15 protein-coding genes are annotated in these 19,487 nt (G+C 60.6%); 10 read left to right on the top strand and 5 right to left on the bottom strand.

The annotated features are described in order from the left end of the window. Positions 1-35 precede the first annotated feature (35 nt). The 4 genes from hrpA (at position 36) to B9Z52_RS02645 (ending at position 7,135) form a co-directional block, all read left to right on the top strand. Positions 36-4,061, top strand: coding sequence for an ATP-dependent RNA helicase HrpA (gene hrpA, locus B9Z52_RS02660; RefSeq protein WP_108412360.1), 4,026 nt, complete (start codon positions 36-38; stop codon positions 4,059-4,061). Positions 4,062-4,128: 67 nt separating this feature from the next. Further along, positions 4,129-4,410, top strand: a complete 282-nt coding sequence (locus B9Z52_RS02655; protein WP_108412281.1) for a type II toxin-antitoxin system RelE/ParE family toxin — start codon at positions 4,129-4,131, stop codon at positions 4,408-4,410. 12 nt (positions 4,411-4,422) lie between these two features. Further along, positions 4,423-4,731, top strand: coding sequence for a HigA family addiction module antitoxin (locus B9Z52_RS02650; protein WP_108287065.1), 309 nt, complete (start codon positions 4,423-4,425; stop codon positions 4,729-4,731). Positions 4,732-4,924: 193 nt separating this feature from the next. Continuing rightward, positions 4,925-7,135, top strand: a complete 2,211-nt coding sequence (locus B9Z52_RS02645; protein WP_108412280.1) for an OsmC domain/YcaO domain-containing protein — start codon at positions 4,925-4,927, stop codon at positions 7,133-7,135. 112 nt (positions 7,136-7,247) lie between these two features. Here B9Z52_RS02645 and B9Z52_RS02640 read toward each other — a convergent pair whose 3' ends face one another. Then, positions 7,248-8,513 (bottom strand): D-alanyl-D-alanine carboxypeptidase family protein, encoded by a 1,266-nt coding sequence (locus tag B9Z52_RS02640; protein ID WP_108412279.1) that lies wholly within the window; start codon positions 8,511-8,513, stop codon positions 7,248-7,250. Positions 8,514-8,643: 130 nt separating this feature from the next. Further along, positions 8,644-9,195: a hypothetical protein gene (locus B9Z52_RS02635; protein ID WP_108412278.1), complete on the bottom strand. Its 552-nt coding sequence runs from the start codon at positions 9,193-9,195 to the stop codon at positions 8,644-8,646. Positions 9,196-9,396: 201 nt separating this feature from the next. Between B9Z52_RS02635 and B9Z52_RS02630 the strand changes: the two genes are divergently transcribed. Together B9Z52_RS02630 and B9Z52_RS02625 are read left to right on the top strand one after the other, a co-directional pair. Further along, positions 9,397-9,864, top strand: coding sequence for a MarR family winged helix-turn-helix transcriptional regulator (locus tag B9Z52_RS02630; RefSeq protein ID WP_108412277.1), 468 nt, complete (start codon positions 9,397-9,399; stop codon positions 9,862-9,864). Positions 9,865-9,892: 28 nt separating this feature from the next. Next, positions 9,893-11,254 carry an MATE family efflux transporter gene (locus B9Z52_RS02625; protein WP_108412276.1) on the top strand — a complete coding sequence of 454 codons (1,362 nt, stop codon included), beginning with the start codon at positions 9,893-9,895 and terminating at the stop codon, positions 11,252-11,254. 127 nt (positions 11,255-11,381) lie between these two features. On the opposite strand, the gene B9Z52_RS02620 is transcribed toward B9Z52_RS02625, so the two are convergent. Together B9Z52_RS02620 and B9Z52_RS02615 are read right to left on the bottom strand one after the other, a co-directional pair. Next, positions 11,382-11,975, bottom strand: a complete 594-nt coding sequence (locus tag B9Z52_RS02620; protein WP_146182765.1) for a DUF4377 domain-containing protein — start codon at positions 11,973-11,975, stop codon at positions 11,382-11,384. A gap of 158 nt (positions 11,976-12,133) precedes the next feature. Next, positions 12,134-13,537, bottom strand: a complete 1,404-nt coding sequence (locus B9Z52_RS02615; RefSeq protein WP_233251778.1) for a phosphatidylserine/phosphatidylglycerophosphate/cardiolipin synthase family protein — start codon at positions 13,535-13,537, stop codon at positions 12,134-12,136. A 318-nt stretch (positions 13,538-13,855) separates the two neighbouring features. Between B9Z52_RS02615 and B9Z52_RS02610 the strand changes: the two genes are divergently transcribed. From B9Z52_RS02610 to B9Z52_RS02595, 4 genes are all read left to right on the top strand, one after another. Then, complete coding sequence (locus tag B9Z52_RS02610; protein ID WP_233251777.1) at positions 13,856-15,310, top strand: efflux transporter outer membrane subunit; 1,455 nt, start codon at positions 13,856-13,858, stop codon at positions 15,308-15,310. A gap of 41 nt (positions 15,311-15,351) precedes the next feature. After that, positions 15,352-16,566: an HlyD family efflux transporter periplasmic adaptor subunit gene (locus B9Z52_RS02605; RefSeq protein WP_369907839.1), complete on the top strand. Its 1,215-nt coding sequence runs from the start codon at positions 15,352-15,354 to the stop codon at positions 16,564-16,566. A gap of 15 nt (positions 16,567-16,581) precedes the next feature. Beyond that, positions 16,582-18,183, top strand: a complete 1,602-nt coding sequence (locus tag B9Z52_RS02600) for a DHA2 family efflux MFS transporter permease subunit (protein ID WP_108412272.1) — start codon at positions 16,582-16,584, stop codon at positions 18,181-18,183. 105 nt (positions 18,184-18,288) lie between these two features. After that, positions 18,289-18,837, top strand: a complete 549-nt coding sequence (locus B9Z52_RS02595) for a hypothetical protein (protein ID WP_108412271.1) — start codon at positions 18,289-18,291, stop codon at positions 18,835-18,837. A 17-nt stretch (positions 18,838-18,854) separates the two neighbouring features. Here B9Z52_RS02595 and B9Z52_RS02590 read toward each other — a convergent pair whose 3' ends face one another. Beyond that, positions 18,855-19,403, bottom strand: coding sequence for a DUF1003 domain-containing protein (locus B9Z52_RS02590; protein ID WP_108412270.1), 549 nt, complete (start codon positions 19,401-19,403; stop codon positions 18,855-18,857). Between the last annotated feature and the right edge of the window lie 84 nt (positions 19,404-19,487).

Genomic DNA, 19,487 nt, shown 5'->3' with positions numbered 1-19,487 from the left:
CTGTTCTTGCTTTGATTTTCACAGAAGTTTCCGCTTTGTCCGACACCCCCCTCCAAATCGACTTCCCCGAAGGCCTGCCGGTCTCGGCCCGCCGTGACGAAATCATGGCCGCCATGGATCAGCACCAGGTCATCATCGTTTGCGGTGAAACCGGCTCGGGCAAGACCACGCAGCTGCCCAAAATCGCCCTCATGCTGGGGCGTGGCAAGCTCAACGCCAAGCCGGGCGAGCGGGCGCGGATGATCGGCCACACCCAGCCCCGGCGGATTGCGGCCAGCTCGGTGGCCAAACGGATTGCCGAAGAACTCAAAACGCCACTGGGCGAGGTGGTGGGTTTCAAGGTGCGCTTTCAGGATCGACTCTCCAAAAACGCCTCGGTCAAGCTCATGACCGACGGCATTTTGCTGGCCGAAACGCAAACCGACCCGCTGCTGCAGGCCTACGACACCATCATCATCGACGAGGCGCACGAACGCAGCCTGAACATCGACTTCTTGCTGGGCTACCTGCGCCAGATCCTGCCGCGCAGGCCGGACCTGAAGATCGTCGTCACCTCGGCCACCATCGACGCGGACCGCTTTGCCAAACACTTTGCCTCGCGCCAAGGACCGGCCCCGGTCATCATGGTGTCTGGCCGCACCTTCCCGGTGGAGCAGCGCTACCGGCCGTTTGAAGAGTCGCGTGACTATGGCCTGAACGAGGCCATGGCCGATGCGGTGGACGAACTCTGGCAGGGCGGGGCAGGGGGCGACATCCTGATCTTTTTGCCCGGTGAGCGCGAAATCCGCGAGGCTGCCGACCACCTGCGTAAACACTTGGTGCACCAGCCGCTCACGCGCAACGCCGAAGTGCTGCCCCTGTTTGCCCGCCTGTCGCAGGCCGAGCAGGACCAGATTTTTGAAGCGTCCAACGGCCGCCGCATTGTGCTGGCCACCAACGTGGCCGAAACCTCATTGACGGTGCCTGGCATCCGTTATGTGATCGACGCAGGCACGGCGCGGGTCAAGCGCTACAGCCTGCGCAGCAAGGTTGAGCAGCTGATGGTCGAGCCCATCAGCCAAGCCGCCGCCAACCAGCGGGCGGGCCGCTGCGGCCGCGTGGCCAATGGCATTTGCATCCGGCTTTACGACGACAAAGACTTTGCAGGCCGCCCGCGCTTCACGGATCCGGAAATTTTGCGCTCGTCTTTGGCAGGCGTGATCTTGCGCATGAAGTCGCTGCACCTGGGTGTGGTGGAAGACTTTCCGTTCATCGAAGCGCCCTCCAAACGTGCCATCACCGACGGCTACCAATTGCTGGCCGAGCTGGGCGCGGTGGATGACGACAACGAGCTGACCCCCATTGGCCAAGAGCTGGCCCGCCTGCCGCTCGACCCCCGCGTGGGCCGCATGATTTTGGAAGCGCGTGGCCGCAACGCCCTGGAGGAAGTGCTGGTCATTGCCAGCGCCATGAGCGTGCAAGACGTGCGCGACCGCCCCATGGACTTGCAGGCCCAAGCCGACCAGCAACACGCCAAGTTCGACGACGACAAAAGCGAGTTCACCGGCTATCTGAAGCTGTGGAAATGGATTCACGACGCCCGAGGCGGACCCACCAAAACAATCGGGGTCAGATCCCAATTAAATTCGCCTGCGTCACAGGGTGCAAATAATCGGGATCTGACCCCAATTATGCCAATTATGCCAATTAAAGGGCGGCAGATGGCGGCGCAAGAAGCTCCGCAGCACAAGCTGAGCAACCGCCAATACGAGCAACTGCTGCGCCAGAACTTCATCAACATTCGCCGTGTGCGCGAGTGGCGCGACACGCACACCCAGCTGCTCACCGTGGTGGCCGAACACAAGTGGCGCATCAACACCCAGCCTGCCACGTATGAGCAGTTGCACCTGTCCATGCTGGCGGGTCTGCTGGGCAACGTGGGCTACAAACTCGAAGACGAAGAGGCCTATCTCGGCGCGCGCGGCATCAAGTTTCACAAACACCCCGGCGCGCACCTGAGCAAAAAACCGGGTCGCTGGATCGTGGTGGCCGAGCTGGTGGAGACCACGCGCCTGTTTGGCCGGGGCATTGCCGCGATTGAGCCGCAGTGGCTTGAGCAGGTCGGCGCGCACCTGCTCAAGAAGCAACTGCTCGACCCGCATTGGGAAAAGAAATCGGCCGAAGTGGTGGCGCTGGAGCGGGCCACGCTTTACGGCCTGGTGGTCTACAGCGGCCGCCGCACGCCCTACAGCCGGGTGGACCTGCATGGGGCACGCGAGATTTTCATCCGCGAAGCGCTGGTGGGCGACCAGTGGGAAACCAAGCTGCCGTTCCTGGCCGCTAACCACAAGATGATCGCCAAGGTCGAAGAGCTGGAACACAAGTCGCGCCGCCAAGACGTGTTGGTGGACGACGAGCTGATCTACGCTTTTTATGACCAGCAACTGCCCGCCGACGTGTGCAGCGGCCGCCTGCTGGAGAACTGGTACCGCACCGAGAGCGCCAAGCAGCCACGCCTGCTGTTGCTGACCCGCGAAGAGCTGATGCGCCACGAAGCCGCAGGCATCACCACGCAGGCCTTCCCCAAACACATCCGACTGGGCGGCACCGACTGCCAAGCCACGTATTTGCACGAGCCGGGTGATGCCCGCGACGGTGTCACCGTGACGGTGCCTTTGTTTGTGCTGAACCAGGTCAGCGAAGACCGCTGTGAATGGCTGGTGCCCGGCCTGCTCAAAGACAAGATCCAGGCCCTGCTCAAAAGCCTGCCGCAACGCCCGCGCAGCCGCTTCGTGCCGCTGCCCGAATCGGCCACCCGCTTGGCCGCCGAGCTGTCGGTGCCCGAATTGTTTGGCAGTGGGTCGCTCACCGACGTGCTGCTCAAAAAAGTGCGCGACGAAACCAGCTTGGACGTCAAGCGCACCGACTTCAAACACGAGATGCTCAGCCCGCATTTGTTCATGAACCTGCTGGTGGTGGACGAGCACGGCCGCCAGCTGGGCATGGGCCGCAATCTGGGGGCGCTCAAAGGCGAGCTGGGTGCCAAAGCGCGGGGTGCATTCCAGGCACTTGCGCAGCTGAAGGTGGCGGCAGCGCCTGCTTCTGCCTCTGAACCCCCAAACAAGGGGGACACCAAAAAATCGGGGTCAGACCCCCATTTGCCTCAGCGCGATGCGGTCGGACGCAACACCTCAGCCCGAGGGGAAAAGCCAGCCACCCCCCAGCCCATCGCCCCCCAGCGCTACACCGTCTGGACCTTTGGTGAACTGCCGGAGCTGATGGAAATCAGCAAAGGCGGCCAGACCTTGATTGGCTTCCCCGCGCTGGTGGACGTGCAAGACGCCGTCACCATCGAAGTGTTTGACGAACCCGAAGTGGCCGCCAGCAAAAACCGAGCGGGCCTGCGCCGCCTGTTTGCGCTGCAGATCAAAGACGCGCTCAAATACCTTGAGAAAAACATCCCCGACCTGCAAAAAATGGCCGTGGCCTACATGCCGCTGGGCACCGCCGACGAGTTGAAAACCCAGATCATCGATGTAGCCCTGGACCGCGCCTTCTTGCTCGACCCGCTGCCCAACGATGAGGCCACATTCAAGCGCCGCATCGACGAGGGCCGGGGCCGCCTGACCCTGATCGCCAACGAAGTGGCCCGGCTGGCAGGCACCATCTTGCTGGAGTTTGGCGCAGCCACCCGCAAGATCAAGGACACCAAAAACGCCCCCGACGCGACGGTAGACTGCACGCAGCAACTGCAACGCCTGATGCCCAAAAACTTCATGGCCGCCACCCCCTGGCCGCAGTTGCAGCATTACGCCCGCTACCTCAAGGCCATCACCCTGCGCCTGGACAAATACCGCGCCGACCCCGCCCGCGACGCCCAGCGCTTGGCTGAGCTCAAACCCCAAGAACAACGCTACTGGCGCCTGGTGGCCGAACGCAAAGGCGCGCAAGACGCCCGCATGCTGGAGTTCCGCTGGCTACTCGAAGAGCTGCGCGTGAGCTTCTTTGCGCAAGAACTGCGCACCCCGCAGCCGGTCAGCATCAAGCGGCTGGAGAAGGCTTGGGGGCAATTGAACCATTGAGGCGTCATCTTTGCCTTGATATTCAACGCGGAATGCTATTTATAAACAAATTGTTTATAATGGCGACATGATCGAAAGCTTTGCCAGCGACGAAACTGAGCGTCTGTTTGCGACGGGCAAATCGCGCCGTCTGCCACCTGAGATCCTCAAGCGAGCCGTGATGCGCCTCTTGCAGCTTCACGCGGCGGTTGAAGTGGATGACTTGCGCATGCCGCCTTCCAACCGCTTGGAGGCGTTGACGGGTGACCTTGTCGGTAAATGGAGCGTTCGTGTCAACGACCGCTGGCGTTTGTGCTTTCGGTTTGAGCATGGGCATGCGCATGACGTTGAAATTGTGGATTACCACTGAGGAGTGATGAAGATGACTGCCAAAAATCCTGTGGATGGTCTGCCTGCCATCCACCCAGGCGAGTTCTTGCACGAGACACTGGAAGAACTGGCCATGACCCAAGCTGCATTCGCCGAAGCCATTGGGGTATCCGCCATGCGTGTATCGCATTTACTCAAAGGCGATCGCCCTGTTACAGCCGAGTTGGCTCTGCGCCTTGGTCGTGCCTTGGGTCAAACGCCGCAATATTGGCTCAACCTGCAATCTGCTTATGACCTGAAAGTGGCGCAGATTCAAATGAAAGACAGTTTGAAAGATGTGCGGCCATTGGCAGTGGCATGAGTGAATCCTTGACCCCTGAGACCGACTTATTGATTGTTCTGGATCGTGCTATATCCGGGAATTCGACAAGGTCAAGGATGAAAACTGCCGGGCTGCCCCGTTCAGTAAACCTACATACCTTTTGTTCACCTACCCAGCCGCTGATCGACTGATAGTCGACCGCTGGGGCGCATCCATTCCTAGGAACCACCGCATGGAAATCAAAGTCAACTTTCTCGACAAACTGCGCCTGGAGGCCAAGTTTGACGACTTCACCGTGCTGGCCGATCAGCCCATTCGCTACAAGGGCGATGGCTCGGCGCCGGGACCGTTTGATTACTTTTTGGCGTCGTCGGCTTTGTGTGCCGCGTATTTTGTGAAGTTGTATTGCCAGACGCGCAACATCTCGACCGAGCACATTCGCCTGTCGCAAAACAACATCGTGGACCCCGACAACCGCTACCTGCAGACCATCAAGATCCAGGTGGAGTTGCCGGCCGACATGTCCGACAAAGACCGCTTGGGAATTTTGCGGTCTATCGATCGTTGCACGGTCAAAAAGGCGATTCAAGCGGGGCCCACTTTCATCGTTGAGGCGGTGGACAACCTGGACGCTGACGCACAGGCCTTACTCACCCTGAGCCCTGATGCGCAGGCGCAGACCTTTATTGCGGGCAAGGACTTGCCACTGGAGCAGACCATCGCCAACATGACCGCGGTCTTGGCCAACTTGGGCATCAAGATCGAGATCGCGTCTTGGCGCAATTTGGTGCCCAACGTCTGGTCGCTGCACATCCGCGACGCGCATTCGCCCATGTGCTTCACCAACGGCAAGGGCTCGACCAAAGAGAGTGCCTTGGCCTCGGCGTTGGGTGAATACATCGAGCGCCTGAACAACAACCACTTTTATGCAGGCGTGTTTTTTGGCGAAGACATTGCGCAGGCCGACTTTGTGCACGACCCCCGCGAGCGCTGGTTCCAGCCCGGCAAGCGCGACGCGCTGCCCAAGGGCTTGTTGGACAAGCATTGCCTGAGCGTTTACAACCCCGACGGCGAGCTCAAGGCATCGCACCTGTTCGACACCAACTCGGGCAACACCGAGCGCGGCATTTGTGCGCTGCCCTATGTGCGCCAGTCCGACGGTGAGGTGGTCTACTTTCCGTCCAACTTGGTGGAAAACCTGTTCGTGAGCAACGGCATGAGCGCGGGCAACACGCTGGTCGAAGCGCAGGTGCAGTGCCTGTCAGAAATTTTTGAGCGGGCCGTCAAGCGCGAGATCTTGGAAGGCGAGATGGCTTTGCCCGATGTACCGCCAGCCGTGCTCGCGAAGTACCCCGGCATCGTGGCCGGCATCGAGGCTTTGGAGGCGCAGGGCTTCCCGGTCTTGGTCAAAGACGCGTCGCTCGGTGGTGTGTACCCAGTGATGTGCGTGACCCTGATGAACCCGCGCACGGGCGGTGTGTTCGCTTCTTTTGGCGCACACCCGCGCTTGGAGGTGGCACTCGAGCGCAGCCTGACCGAGCTGCTGCAGGGCCGCAGTTTTGAGGGCCTGAATGACTTGCCCGCGCCCACCTTCATCAGCAACGCGGTGACTGAGCCCAATAATTTTGTAGAGCACTTCATTGACTCCAGCGGCATCGTGTCGTGGCGGTTTTTCAGCGCCCAAGCCGACCACGAGTTTGTGGAGTGGGATTTTTCTTCGCAAGGGCACGACGCCACCGCCCAAGAGGCCGCCAAGCTGTTCGGCATCTTGCAGGCCATGGGCAAAGAAGCCTATGTGGCGGTGCACGACCAACTGGGCGCCACCGCCTGCCGCATCTTGGTGCCGGGCTATTCTGAGGTGTACCCGATCGACGACTTGATCTGGGACAACACCAACAAAGCGCTCTTGTTCCGTGCCGATGTGCTCAACCTGCACCGCTTGGACGATGAAGCCTTGGAGGCCTTGCTCGACCGTTTGGAGAACAACGAGCTCGACGATTACCTGGACATCGCCACCCTGATCGGCATCGAGTTTGACGACAACACGGTGTGGGGCCAGTTGACGGTGATGGAGCTCAAGCTCTTGATTCACTTGGCGTTGCAGCAGCTGGAAGAGGCGCATGAGCTGGTGGGCGCTTTCTTGCAATACAACGACAACACGGTGGAGCGCCGCTTGTTTTACCAAGCCCTGAATGTGGTGCTGGAAGTCACGCTGGATGACGAGTTGGCGTTGGAAGACTACGTGGTGAATTTCCGGCGCATGTTTGGCAACGAGCGCATGGATGCGGCCACCGGCTCGGTGGACGGCAGCGTGCGCTTTCATGGCCTCACGCCCACCAGCTTGCAGCTGGAGGGCTTGGACCGCCACCAGCGCTTGCTTGACAGCTACAAAAAACTGCACGCGGCGCGGGCGCGTGTGGCGGCGAAGCAGGCCTTGGTTTAAACCCGCCAAGAGGGCAGCTGCCCTTGCAGGGTGTCTGCAGATGCCTGCCCATGAAAAAGGCACCCGCAGGTGCCTTGGTGACTGATGTTTGTAGGGCAGGCCTGGTTGACGCTTATTGGCCAAACAACTGCGTCACATGCTGCCAGCCGCGCAGCAGCAAGCCTGCGCGTTCCACCTCGGCTTGAGCCACCAGTGGCGCTTCGCCCACGGGTTTGCCGTTGGCAGAGGCGATCACTTTGCCGATCACTGCACCTTTTGCCACAGGCGCTTCCAGGCCTGGTGTGAGTTCCACTGTCGTTTGCACTTGTTGTTGCCCGCGTGGCACGGTCAAGAGCCACGGTGCGCCCAAGCCTGCGGCAACGGTGGCTGCTTTGCCGAAGCGGACCTTGGCTGTCGTGACGACAGTGTTGGCTTGAATCGGGGTGGTTTTTTCAAAGTTGCCAAATCCCCAGCCCAGCATGGTGCGGGTCTGGTCAGCGCGTGCTTGGGGGCTGTTGGTGTTGAGGATGACCGTGATCAGGCGCATGTCGTTGCGCTTGGAGGAGGTGACCAAGCAGTAACCGGCTTCATCGGTGTGGCCTGTCTTTAAGCCATCCACGCTGGGATCGGTGTAGAGCAGGGCATTGCGGTTGCCTTGCTTGATGCCGTTGTACTTGAATTCGCGTTCCGCATAGAGCGGGTAATAGTCTGCGCTGCCCCCGATGATGGCGCGCGCCAGAATGGCGAGGTCGCGCGCAGACGATTTGTGCGTCGGGTCGGGCAGGCCTGTGGGGTTGACGAAATGTGTGTGCGTCATGCCCAGGCGCTGAGCTTCGGCGTTCATCAGCTTGGCAAAGCCCGCTTCGGAGCCGGCCATGTGCTCGGCAATTGCTTTGGAGGCGTCGTTGCCTGACTGGATGATGATGCCGCGCAAGATGTCAATGACGGTGGCCTGACCGTTGAGTGGCAGGTACATGCACGACTCGGTGCTAGAGCCTCGGCACCAGGCGTTTTGGCTGACCGAAACCAGGTCGGTGGGCTTGAGCTTGCCCGTGCGCAGGGCCTGCTCGACGATGTAGCTGGTCATCATCTTGGTGAGCGAGGCCGGTGGCAGGGCTTCGTCGGCGTTGGCCGAGGCGAGCACTTGGCCGGAGTCGTAGTCCATCAGCAGCCAGGCTTTGGCGGAGAGTGCCGGGGCGTTGTCTGCCAAAGCGGCCTCGGCCGCCAAGGGGGGCAGTGCATTGGCAGCAGCAGCGGCCTTCTTGTTGGAGGAGGCCTTTTGATGCTCGGCAGGCTTGGCGGGTTTGTGGCTGGCAGCGAAGGCGGCCGAGGCGGGGATCAAAGCGCCAGCGGCGATGGCGAAGAGGAGCGTCAAAAATGGGGGGGTCTTGGCTTGCATGGTGTTCACGGTCAGAGTCTCGATTGTCGCCGATCAAATTGGGCATGACCGGCCCGGTCAGCGAAATCTGAATCGACTGCAGGGCGCAAAGGCACTTTGTGCCTCTGGCCCGTGAGACTGGGGTCGTGACTCAGTGTTTGCCGAACTTGGTTTTGGCGTCAGCAATGCAGCTGGCTTTGGCATCGCCTGCTTGGGCCTCGCACTTTTCGTGTGCCACTTTGTAGTCAGCGTCCAACTTTTCTGTCGCGGCGTCTTTTTTGGCATCGCCTATGTCTTTATTCATCTTGGCGTTGGCCAAGGCTTTCTTTTCGGCCGCCTTGGCTTCTTCGATGCACACGTTTTTGGCGTTGCCCGCCTGATCGTCACAGCGTTCTTTGGCCACCTCGTATGCCGCTTTGGCCTTGGTGACCAACACATGATTGCGGTCGGCGGGTTTGCCTGTGAAGCTGTACTCCAGTTCGGCGCGTGCTACTTTTTCTTTGCCTTTGGCTTCTTCTTCGCAGATGTCCTTGGCATTGCCCGCCTGCGAATTGCAAGCCATTTTTTCGGTTTTGTACTCTGCGCTGATGCGCGATTTACTGGCCTTGTACTCGGTTTTGCTCAGCGTCTGGGCGTGCGCACCCGTCAGTGTCAGCAGGCTCAGGCACAAGATGGCTGTTGGGATGTATGGGTGGTTTTTCATGAAGATGGCCTTGGGGTGATGAGGAGGACCTATTGACTCACGCATGGCCCTGGGGCTTCAGTGCGGCAACGTACGCATTTGGCTCAAGGGCTGGCATCCGTCCAAAGTAAAAAAGCAGCATGTCGTGCCGTGCTCAGATCAGAGGCTTGGTCATCAGTGCTTTTTGATTGCATATGCAATTGTTGCAGTTACAATTGTTCAATGACAGAGACTTTTTCTCTTGCGGCCAGTCCACAGGGTTGCACCAACCTCAAGTTGCGGCAGTTCATGCGGCGTGTGACGCAGCACTACGACGTGCAGCTGGCCAAGGTGGGCTTGAAGACCACCCAATACTCTTTGCTCTCTTACATCGCCAAGTTGGGGCCCATTGGGCAAACCGAGCTGGCCGGTCGCATCAAGATGGGCACATCCACACTGTCGCGCAACCTCAAGCCTTTGGTGGATGCGCAATGGGTGCTGGTGTCTGCGGGCCCAGACGCCCGAAGCCGCTTGGTGAGCCTGACCGAAGCCGGGCGCCTCAAGCGCACCGAAGCGCAGCGCCGCTGGCGTGTGGCGCAAGACGACATCCACCGCATGCTCGGCCCGGACAAGGTCGCGCAGCTGCATGATTTGATTGACAGTTCCATGGCTTTGCTCGAACCCCTGGCCGGTGTGGCCAGCGGTGAGTGAATTCAAACCACCCCTGAACGGAAACCCCATGAATTCAAACGCTACAGCCAACCCTTTGCTGGTCGGGCCGATCTTGCCGATGTTGCTGAAGTTTTCTCTGCCCAATATGGTGGCCATGCTGGCCACGGCGCTGGCCGCCATTGCCGAGACCAGTTATGTGGGGCAGTTTGGCGCGCCCGCCTTGGCGGGCATGGCGTTGGTGTTTCCGTTTGTGATGCTTCAGACCATGATGTCTGCCGGGGCCATGGGCGGTGGCGTGTCGTCTGCCGTGAGTCGGGCTTTGGGCGCAGGCGATGCTGCGCGGGCCAATGTGCTGGCGGTGCATGCTTTGTGGATTGGGTGTTCGCTGGGCCTGGTGTTCATGCTCTTGATGGCGCTGTTGGGCGGGGCGATGATGTCTGCGCTGGGCGGCAAGGGCGAGGCACTGGCCCAAGCCGTGGCGTATTGCGAAGTGGCCTTTGTCGGCTCGGTGTTCGTGTGGATCGTGAACACGCTGTCTTCGGTCATCCGCGGCAGCGGCAACATGTTGGTGCCCTCGGTCACACTCTTTGTGGTGGCCTTGGCGCAGGTGCTTCTGGCAGGGGCCCTGGGTCTGGGCTGGGGCCCAATGCCGCAACTGGGCATGCACGGCGTGGCGGCGGGTGGTGTGTTGGCCAACCTGGGCGGAGCGGTGTTTTTATGGGTCTACCTGTCGTCTGGGCGCGGCAAGATCCGACTCACCGTGCGCAACACGCCACTCGATCGCAAGCACCTGCTGGACATTTTGCGCGTGGGGGCGGTGGCCTGCATTTCGCCTTTTCAAACGGTGCTGACCATTTTGATCCTGACCCGTTTGGTGGCCACTTTTGGCACCGAGGCTTTGGCGGGTTATGGCATCGGTACGCGCCTGGAGTTTTTGTTGGTACCCATTGCGTTTGCTGTGGGCGTGGCTTCGGTGCCTTTGGTGGGCATGGCCATTGGTGCGGGCCACATTGCCCGGGCTCGCCAAGTGGCGTGGACGGCTGCTGCCGTGGCCACCGCCTTGCTGGCGGTGTTGGGCCTGATCGTGACCTTGGCCCCTGATGTGTGGACGTCGCTGTATTCCAAAGACGCGTCGGTGCTCGCGTCCGCAGGCAGCTACTTTTTGTGGGCCGGGCCGTTCTATGGATTTTTTGGTTTGGGCTTGTCGCTCTACTTTTCGTCACTCGGCGCGGGCAAAGCCATCGGCCCCGTGATCGCTGGCACCTTGCGACTGCTGGTGGTGGCCTTGGGTGGGTGGCTGCTGGCTGATTGGCAGTCCCCCGCTTGGATGATCTTTGCCTTGGTGGGGGCAGGCATGGCCGTCTATGGCCTGAGCACGGTGCTCATCATGCGCGCCACGCCTTGGGGCGAGAGCGCCAGCAAGGTCTAGCCTGGCCCGTTGTGCATGCTGGCGAAGCCGGACAGGTGTAGACAGAGAACGCAGTTTGAGGGTTTTCTGTGGTGTTTCGTCGCAGGTGCCGACGACCTGGGGTTTTTCAGTGGCGCCAGTGGCGCTGTCAAGGCAAGACCTTCAGCAGTGTGTAGGTGATGTCAGGCGCGTCGGCGGGTGGTGTTTCGAGTTTGTCTTTGCGCACGCGCAGGGTGTAGTGCTGGCCTGGCACGTGCTTGAAACCTGCGATGTCGCCAAAAAACGGAACCCATTTGGGGGTGGCTTGTCCAGGCACCCGTTCGCGCACCTTGAGGCATTGCATGACCATCACGCCGGTGCAGGTGCGGCGGTGGGGGGCCACTTCCAGCGTGATGGCGCTGCTCATCCAGGGCCGCACGCATTGGTTGAGCTCCTCGTTCCAGACGAAGCCTGCCGAGCTTTTGCAGCCGTGGGCATCGACATCGTTGCCGACCATGGGCGTCGGTGTGGGGGATGGTGTGCGCTTCGCTGTGCATTCGCCTTGCGACACGAAGCTGGCTTTCGCCGCGTCAAGCAAGCAGCGGTTGGCAAATGTGTGGGGGGCTGGCTCTCCTGGCACTTGACCGCACACGGGTGCGTATTCGCGGGTGCAAATTTGTGCCAAGGCCGTGCTGCTGGCACACAAGCCGATGGCCGCGATCAAGCTGGCACAGAGCGACGGGAGGAGTCGGGCTTTTTTCATGAAGTTTTCAAATCGTGTGGCCATCAACGGTGTACCACCAAGCGGTGTGTGCAGCTGGCTCAGTGTACGAAAAGCCGCGTAGCGGTTTTGTTGATTTCACAGGCGCTTGTGCCTTTGCTGGTGATTTGCTGGAAATTTTTTGTTGGGTCGCCTGCGCATCAGAGCTGGAAGGCCAGCCACCGCACCATGCCCTCCAACAGTTCTCGCAGCAGGCTGGTGGCTTGGGCTTCGTAAGGCTGAGCGCTTTGGCGGCGGCGCGCCATCCATTGGGCAAATTGTTCAATGTCGGTGGGTTTGTAGAAGGCCACCATCACTTCGTAGTTGAGGAAGAGGCTTCTTTCATCCAAGTTGGCCGAGCCTGCCATGGCCAGTTCATCGTCAATGACCACGGCTTTGGCGTGGATCATTTCAGGCGTCAGCCAGACACGTGCGCCGGCTGCTGTCAGCTCGCGAAGTGCGGCGTGGCGGGCCATGTCGGCCAATCGGTGATTCGATTTGCGAGGCAGCACCAGATCGACAAGCACGCCGCGCCGTGCGGCCAAAGTGAGTGCCATTTGCAACGTGGCATCCGGAACAAAATAAGGCGAGACCGCCATGATTCGGTTTTGCGCTGCAAAGCAACTGGAGATCAACAAGGTGTAGAGCGTGTCTTCGGCCTGGTCTGGACCGCTGGGCAGCCATTGCACGCAGGGTGCAGCCACGGTCATATCTGGCGGCGCTGTGGGTTCTTGACGCTGCGCTTGTGTGGCAAAGGTCCAGTCTTGGTGGAATTGGTTTTGCGCTTGCAGCGCGATGGCACCGCTCAATACGAAACTCAGGTCGGTCCAGGCTGTTTTGGGCTGGCGCCGGCTGGGGTCGCCTTCAAAATATTCGGCCGCCAAATTGCGTCCGCCCATCCACACGCGGCAGCTGTCTGCTATGGCCATTTTTCTGTGGTTGCGCAGGTTGGTTCGTCCCGGCAAAGGCGAGAGGAAAGGGGAGACAAACCGGCTGACATGCACACCCGCGTCGGTCAATGCGCGCCAATTGAGGCGCCCGCCCAGATAGGCCCCGACACCATCCACCAGCAGTCTGACCTGAACGCCTTTTTGAGCACTTTGAATGAGGTGCAAAGCCACTTCCTGACCCAGCGCGTCTTGCCCCATCACAAACACACAGATGTCCAGTGTGGTGGTGGCGCTGTCGATCATGGCCATCAAGGACTGCCTCGCCTGGCGGCCGTCTTCGTGCAGTTCAAAATGCTCGTAAGTTGAGGCCGGAGGCAGGCCCAGCGTGCTGGCCAGGATCTGGGTACGCGACAAGCCTGGAGGCTTCATAGCTGCAGCCGTGGGTTGGACGTGCAGACCGACAAGATTGCGCGGTATCTTTCGGCTGCCCAGCAGCAGGTAAAGCGGCAGCGCCAGGTAGGGCATCAGTGCCAAGGACACGAACCAAGCGATGGCGGCCGATGGGTGCCTGCGCTGTTTGCGGGCATGCGAATTGGCCAAGTAGATGCCCAAAGCCAATGTGGTCACCAGCCCGTGCACTGAAACCCATTGCGGCGCGAAAAGTTCACGCCACATGCACGGGCTCGCTGTATAGGGGCTGGTTGGGCATGTCTTCCCAATCGACTTGGGCCAGTCCGACACAAGCGATCAGAAGGCCCATCACAAGATGGGATGAATGTGTTGAAAATTTGAGCATGGGCGGTGTTGATTGTCCACCCATTGCAGCGTTCGGGGATCGCGCAGCGAGGCGAAATAACAGCAGGTGAATGACCTTGACGAAGACCCGCCACGGCTGCGGCGGTTAGCATCAACGGTTCTCACAAGGTCGGGTGGTGCCTGAGCCGATGTTCAGCGCAGCCTCCAGCCTTCTCTATTTTGAAAATGAGTTCCCTCATGAAGTTCCCCCCCACATTTTCTGCGGGCCGCACCATCGCTTTGACCGTGAGCGTGACCGCAGGGCTGGTCGCGTGTTCGACCCCCGACACGGGGCCAACTTCTGCCGCACTGTTGCAAGCACCAGCCTTGGGTTTGCCGGAGGTCCGCACATCGCTGGTGATGGATGCCTGGTGGCAAAGCTGGCGCGATCCTCAGCTGGATGCGTTGATTCGGCAAAGTTTGCAAGACAACCCGTCCATGGCCACGGCGCAGGCCCGGGTGCAGCGCATGCAGGCGCTCGCTGGTGTGGTCGGTGCGGCCAGTTTGCCGCAGGCCACCCTGGGGGCCGATTTCAGCCGCCAGCGTTACAGCGCCAATGGCCTGTTCCCCAAACCGATTGCTGGCAGCGTCTGGAGCAACGATACGGCGCAGCTGAACCTGGGCTGGTCACCCGATGTCTGGGGTCAGCATGCTGCCGAGCTGGCCTCGGCGATTGGCCAAACCCGCGCAGCCCAGGCTGACGCGGCTGTGGCTGCCAACGCACTGGCCAGTCAGGTGGCCCATGCTTATGTGGTGTTGGCCCGTTGGATGGCGCAGCTGGCCGTGGCCGAGCGCATGCAGCAGCAGCGCCAGGCGGTTCAGCAAATCGTGGTGCAGCGCCGCGAGGCGGGCCTGGACACGCAATTGGACCAAGCCCAGTCGGACAGCAGCCTGTCCGATGCACAGGCACAAGTCGAGGGCCTGAAAGAACAAGTGGCACTGACGCGTCACCAACTGGCGGCGCTCAGTGCGCAGCCGCCCCACGCACTGGATGGACTGAGCCCTCAGCTGAGCGCCCTTGAGTTGGAAGTTTTGCCAGCCAGGGTGGGTGCTGATTTGCTGGGGCGCCGCCCTGATGTGGTGGCTGCGCTTTGGCGGGTCGAGGCGGCCCAGCAGGACGTCAAGCAAGCCCGCACGCAGTTTTATCCCAACATCAATCTCAGTGCTTTCGTCGGCTTCAACGCACTGGGCCTGAACCAGTTGCTGGACTCGGGCAGCCGCCAGTACGGCGTGACCCCGGCTTTGCGCCTGCCGCTGTTTGATGGTGGGCGCCTGCGTGCGCAGCTGTCGGGCCGTCAGGCCGAGCGCGAGATGGCCATTGCCCAGTACAACAGCACGGTGTTGGAGGCTGTCAAGGAAACCACCGATGCGATCAGTTCCAGCCAATCGGTAGATCGCCAGTACGGCCAGCAATCTTTGGCGCTGGCCAGTGCCGAGCGCGCCCATGCCTTGGCGCAACAGCGTTACCAAGCCGGTTTGGGCAATCTGTTGGCCGTGTTGTCGGCAGAGTCCTTGGTGTTGTCGCAGCGCCGGGCCGCGATTGACCTGAAGGCTCGCCAGCTCGATACCCGAGTGAACCTCATGCGGGCCTTGGGCGGTGGCTGGCATGACACATCGACCCCGACAGCCCCTATCGCACGGACTGGCCTGTGAGCCGGTCTTCAAGCACAAGACCAATTTTTCAAAGCATGACCATGACTTCATTGACGCCGACCGAATCCAGTACCGCCCGCCGCAAGGGCTTGACCCTCATTGCCGTCACCGTGGGCGTGTGCGGCTTGATTTGGGGGGGCTGGCATTGGTTCACCGGGCGGCACTACCAAAACACCGACAACGCTTATGTCGCGGGCAATGTGATGCAAATCACGCCACAAATGGGCGGCACGGTGGTGGCCATCGGCGCGGAGGACACCGACTTTGTCAAAGCCGGCCAGGTTTTGGTCAAGCTTGATGCGGCGGATGCGCAAGTGGCGCTGGCCCAGGCCGAAGCCCAGTTGGCACAGACGGTGCGCGAGGTGCGCACGCTGTTTGCCAACACCAGCACCGTGCAGGCCCAGGTTCAAGCCCGCGAAGCAGATTTGCGCCGCATTCAGACCGATTTGGCGCGGTCTGAGGCCGATGCCCAGCGCCGTGCGCCCTTGGTGGCCAGCGGGGCCATTGGCAAAGAAGAGTTCCAGCACGCCACCGCCCAGGTGACGGCAGCTCAAAGCGCTGTGACGGCAGCCCAATCTGCCGTGCAGGCGGCCAAGGAGCAGCTGGCTGCCAGCCAGGCCCAGACCGATGGCACGAGTGTGTCCGAGCACCCTGGCGTGCAGCGGGCCGCGGCCAAAGTGCAGGAGACTTATTTGGCCCGCCAACGTGTAGAGCTGCTGGCCCCCATTGATGGCCACATCGCCAAACGCGGTGTGCAGTTGGGCCAGCGGGTGCAGGCTGGAGCGCCGCTGATGACCCTGGTCGCTTTGGACCAGTTGTGGGTCGATGCCAATTTCAAAGAGAGCCAGTTGCAAAGCCTGCGCATAGGTCAGACTGCCGAGATGCAAGCCGATGTGTATGGTCAGAAAGTGGTCTACCACGGCAAAGTGTTGGGGCTGGGTGCTGGCACGGGCGCGGCCTTTGCCTTGCTGCCTGCGCAAAATGCCACGGGCAACTGGATCAAGGTGGTGCAGCGCGTACCGGTGCGCATCACGATTGAACCCAAAGACTTGGCTGAGCACCCTTTGCGCGTGGGCCTGTCGATGGACGTGACCGTGGACACCAAAGACAGCAGTGGCAAGTCGCTGGCCGATGTCCCGCGCGCAGCGGCTGCGGTGACCACGGCGGTATTTGATTCGCAGCAGCAAGGTGCCCAGCAGCGGGTCAAGCAGATCATCGCGGCCAACTTAGGCCGCCCGGTGGTCACGGTGCGCTGATCTGCAGTACCTCGTATGAGTTCTACCGACACTGCAAGCACACCACCCGGCATGGGCTCACTGGCACCGGCAGTTTTGCCGCCTTTGCAAGGCCCAACCTTGTTGCTGGGCACCTTGGCCTTGTCCTTGGCGACCTTCATGAATGTGCTGGATTCGTCGATTGCCAACGTGTCCATTCCCGCCATCGCGGGTGATCTTGGCGTGAGCCCGGGCCAAGGCACTTGGGTGATCACCAGCTTTGGTGTGGCCAATGCGATTTCTGTGCCTTTGACGGGCTGGTTGACGCAGCGATTCGGTGCAGTGCGTCTTTTTTGCATGAGCATCCTGCTGTTTGTACTGGCCAGCTGGCTGTGTGGCTTTGCGCCATCGCTGGAGATGCTGATATTTTTCAGGGTGATCCAGGGCTTGGTGGCGGGGCCGATGATTCCTTTGTCGCAAACCTTGTTGCTCAGCAGTTACCCAGCGGCCAAAGCTGGCATGGCCTTGGCGGTGTGGGGCATGACCACGCTGGTGGCACCCGTGGTCGGGCCGCTTTTGGGCGGTTGGATCACCGACAACATTTCTTGGCCGTGGATTTTTTACATCAACGTGCCGGTTGGTTTGTTGGCGGTGGGCATGGCCTGGAGCATTTACAAACACCGCGAGACGCCCACACGCAAACTGCCCATCGACAGCGTCGGTTTGACCTTGCTGGTGCTGTGGGTGGGGGCCTTGCAGCTCATGCTCGACAAGGGCAAAGAGCTGGACTGGTTTGCTTCTGATCAGATCGTCATCTTGGGTCTCGTGGCCGTGATTTCGTTTGCGGTCTTTGTGGTTTGGGAGCTGACCGACGCGCACCCGGTGGTGGACTTGCGCCTGTTCAAGCGGCGCAATTTCTCATTCGGTGCGCTGTCTTTGTCGGTCGCGTATGCCTTGTTTTTTGGCAATGTGGTGCTCTTGCCTTTGTGGTTGCAGCAGTGGATGGGTTACACCGCCACATCGGCCGGCATGGCGCTGGCTCCGGTGGGTTTGCTGGCCATTTTGCTGACACCGGTGGTGGGCAAAAAGATCGCTGTTTGGGACCCCAGACGCATCGCGACGGTAGCGTTCATCGGTTTTGCCGTGGTGTTGTGGATGCGTTCGCAATTCACCACCCAAACCGACATGGCGCACATCCTGATCCCCACCGTGTTGCAAGGCGCCGCCATGGCAATGTTTTTCATTCCGCTGACCACGCTGACGCTGGCGGGCATTGAACCTGCACGGATCCCTTCGGCTGCGGGTTTGAGCAATTTCACCCGCATCACGGCTGGGGCCATGGGCACATCCATTGTGACCACGCTGTGGGACAGCCGCGCTGCGATGCACCATGCCCACCTGACCGAAACCCTGGTGCAGGGCCAAGGGGTGTTTGGTGTGACCGTGGCCTCGTTGCAGGCATCAGGCCTGAGCGCTGAACAGGCCTTGCTGCAAATCAACCGGCTGATTGACCAGCAGGCCTACACGCGTGCCGCCGATGACATTTTCATGGCCTCGGCCTGGATTTTCCTGGGCCTGATCAGCATGATCTGGCTGACCCGCAGACCGGCTGCGCGTGGTGCGGCTTCTGGCACTTCAGATGCGGGTGGTGCGCATTGAACAGGTCAGCGCAGCCTCGCCACTTCATTTAACTTTGCTTTGCCGCGTTGCGCTTCGCCCCCTGCAAGCGCTAAGCTGGGTGCTCATCCAAGGCATTGTTGGTACATGAAAAAAATCGTTGGCTTGTTGGGGTGGGTGTTTGCGCTGGCCAGTCACGCGCAGCCCACGTTGGCTGATGCATCGCCAGATGCGGTGCCTCGTGCTCAGGGCATCTCGGCCGCGCGTCCCGTGGATTCTCTGGAGCAGGTGCAACTTCAACTGCAGTTGAACGCAGAGCAATTGTCCTTATGGCGGGCATACCAGTCCAAGGTCGAGGCTTACACCCAGCATTTTTACCGTGAGCGGCCTGTGGTGCCGAGCGCACAGGAGTCTGCACCTGCACAAATGGGTCTTTTGGTGATGAATTTGCAAAACCGCTTGACCTTGCTGGAAGACGCAGAGCTGGCGGCCAAGCATTTGTATGCCGCATTGACGCCGCCCCAGCAGCTGTTGGCCAATCAGGCTTTGCTGGGCACCTTACCCAGTTTTTTGCCCATGGCGGGGCCCGACAGCGCTTTCGGCGATGGGCGTCGCCCTGAGTCGCGCTCTGGCAATGAGATGCGCCGCCGAGGCGGTGGCATGAGTGGTGGCATGGGTGCGGGTCGAGGTTTCTGAGGGTTTGTTTGGCCTGTTCAGTGGGCAGTCAGCCGCTTTGAGAGAACCTTCACTTCCTCGGACAGCTCGCGCACGGCCTGGGTCAGCATCAGCAATTCCTGTTCTTTCATGATGTCGATTTTTTCGTGCAAGAGTTCGATTTCAAGCTCCGCCTTGACGTTGATCTCGTAGTCGTTCTGCGCATGTCGGCGGTCCATCTCGGACTGGCGGTTTTGACTCATCATGATCGCTGGCGCGGTGTAGGCCGCCTGAAACGAGAGCAGCAAGTTCAGCAAGATGAAGGGGTAGGGGTCCCAGGCCGCTGTGCCGCTCAAGACGTTGCCCACGATCCAGACCACGATGGCGGTGCTCTGGATGATGATGAACCGCCACGAACCCACCGTGGCGGCCACGATGTCGGCAAGCCATTGGCCGCGGGTGGGCGGCGCAATTTTGATGTGTTCGACCGACAGGGTCGGGATGATGGCGTGTTTTTCCCGGTGAGCCCGACGGTGCTTGCGCAGCAACTCAAGCTGCTGGGCTTCGTCATGCGGGGAGAGTTTGACCGCGTTGTTTTTGGATGTCATGTGGACCTCGTCGGTGTGGCGTTGCAGGTTAGCAGGCTAGCAGGCTAGCAGGCTTCGCGTCATGCCGGCTGGCTCTTTACCGGG

This window comes from Limnohabitans sp. Jir72 (genome assembly GCF_003063575.1).
Lineage (GTDB): Bacteria > Pseudomonadota > Gammaproteobacteria > Burkholderiales > Burkholderiaceae_C > Limnohabitans_A.
This window is presented reverse-complemented; position numbering and strand designations above follow the sequence as displayed.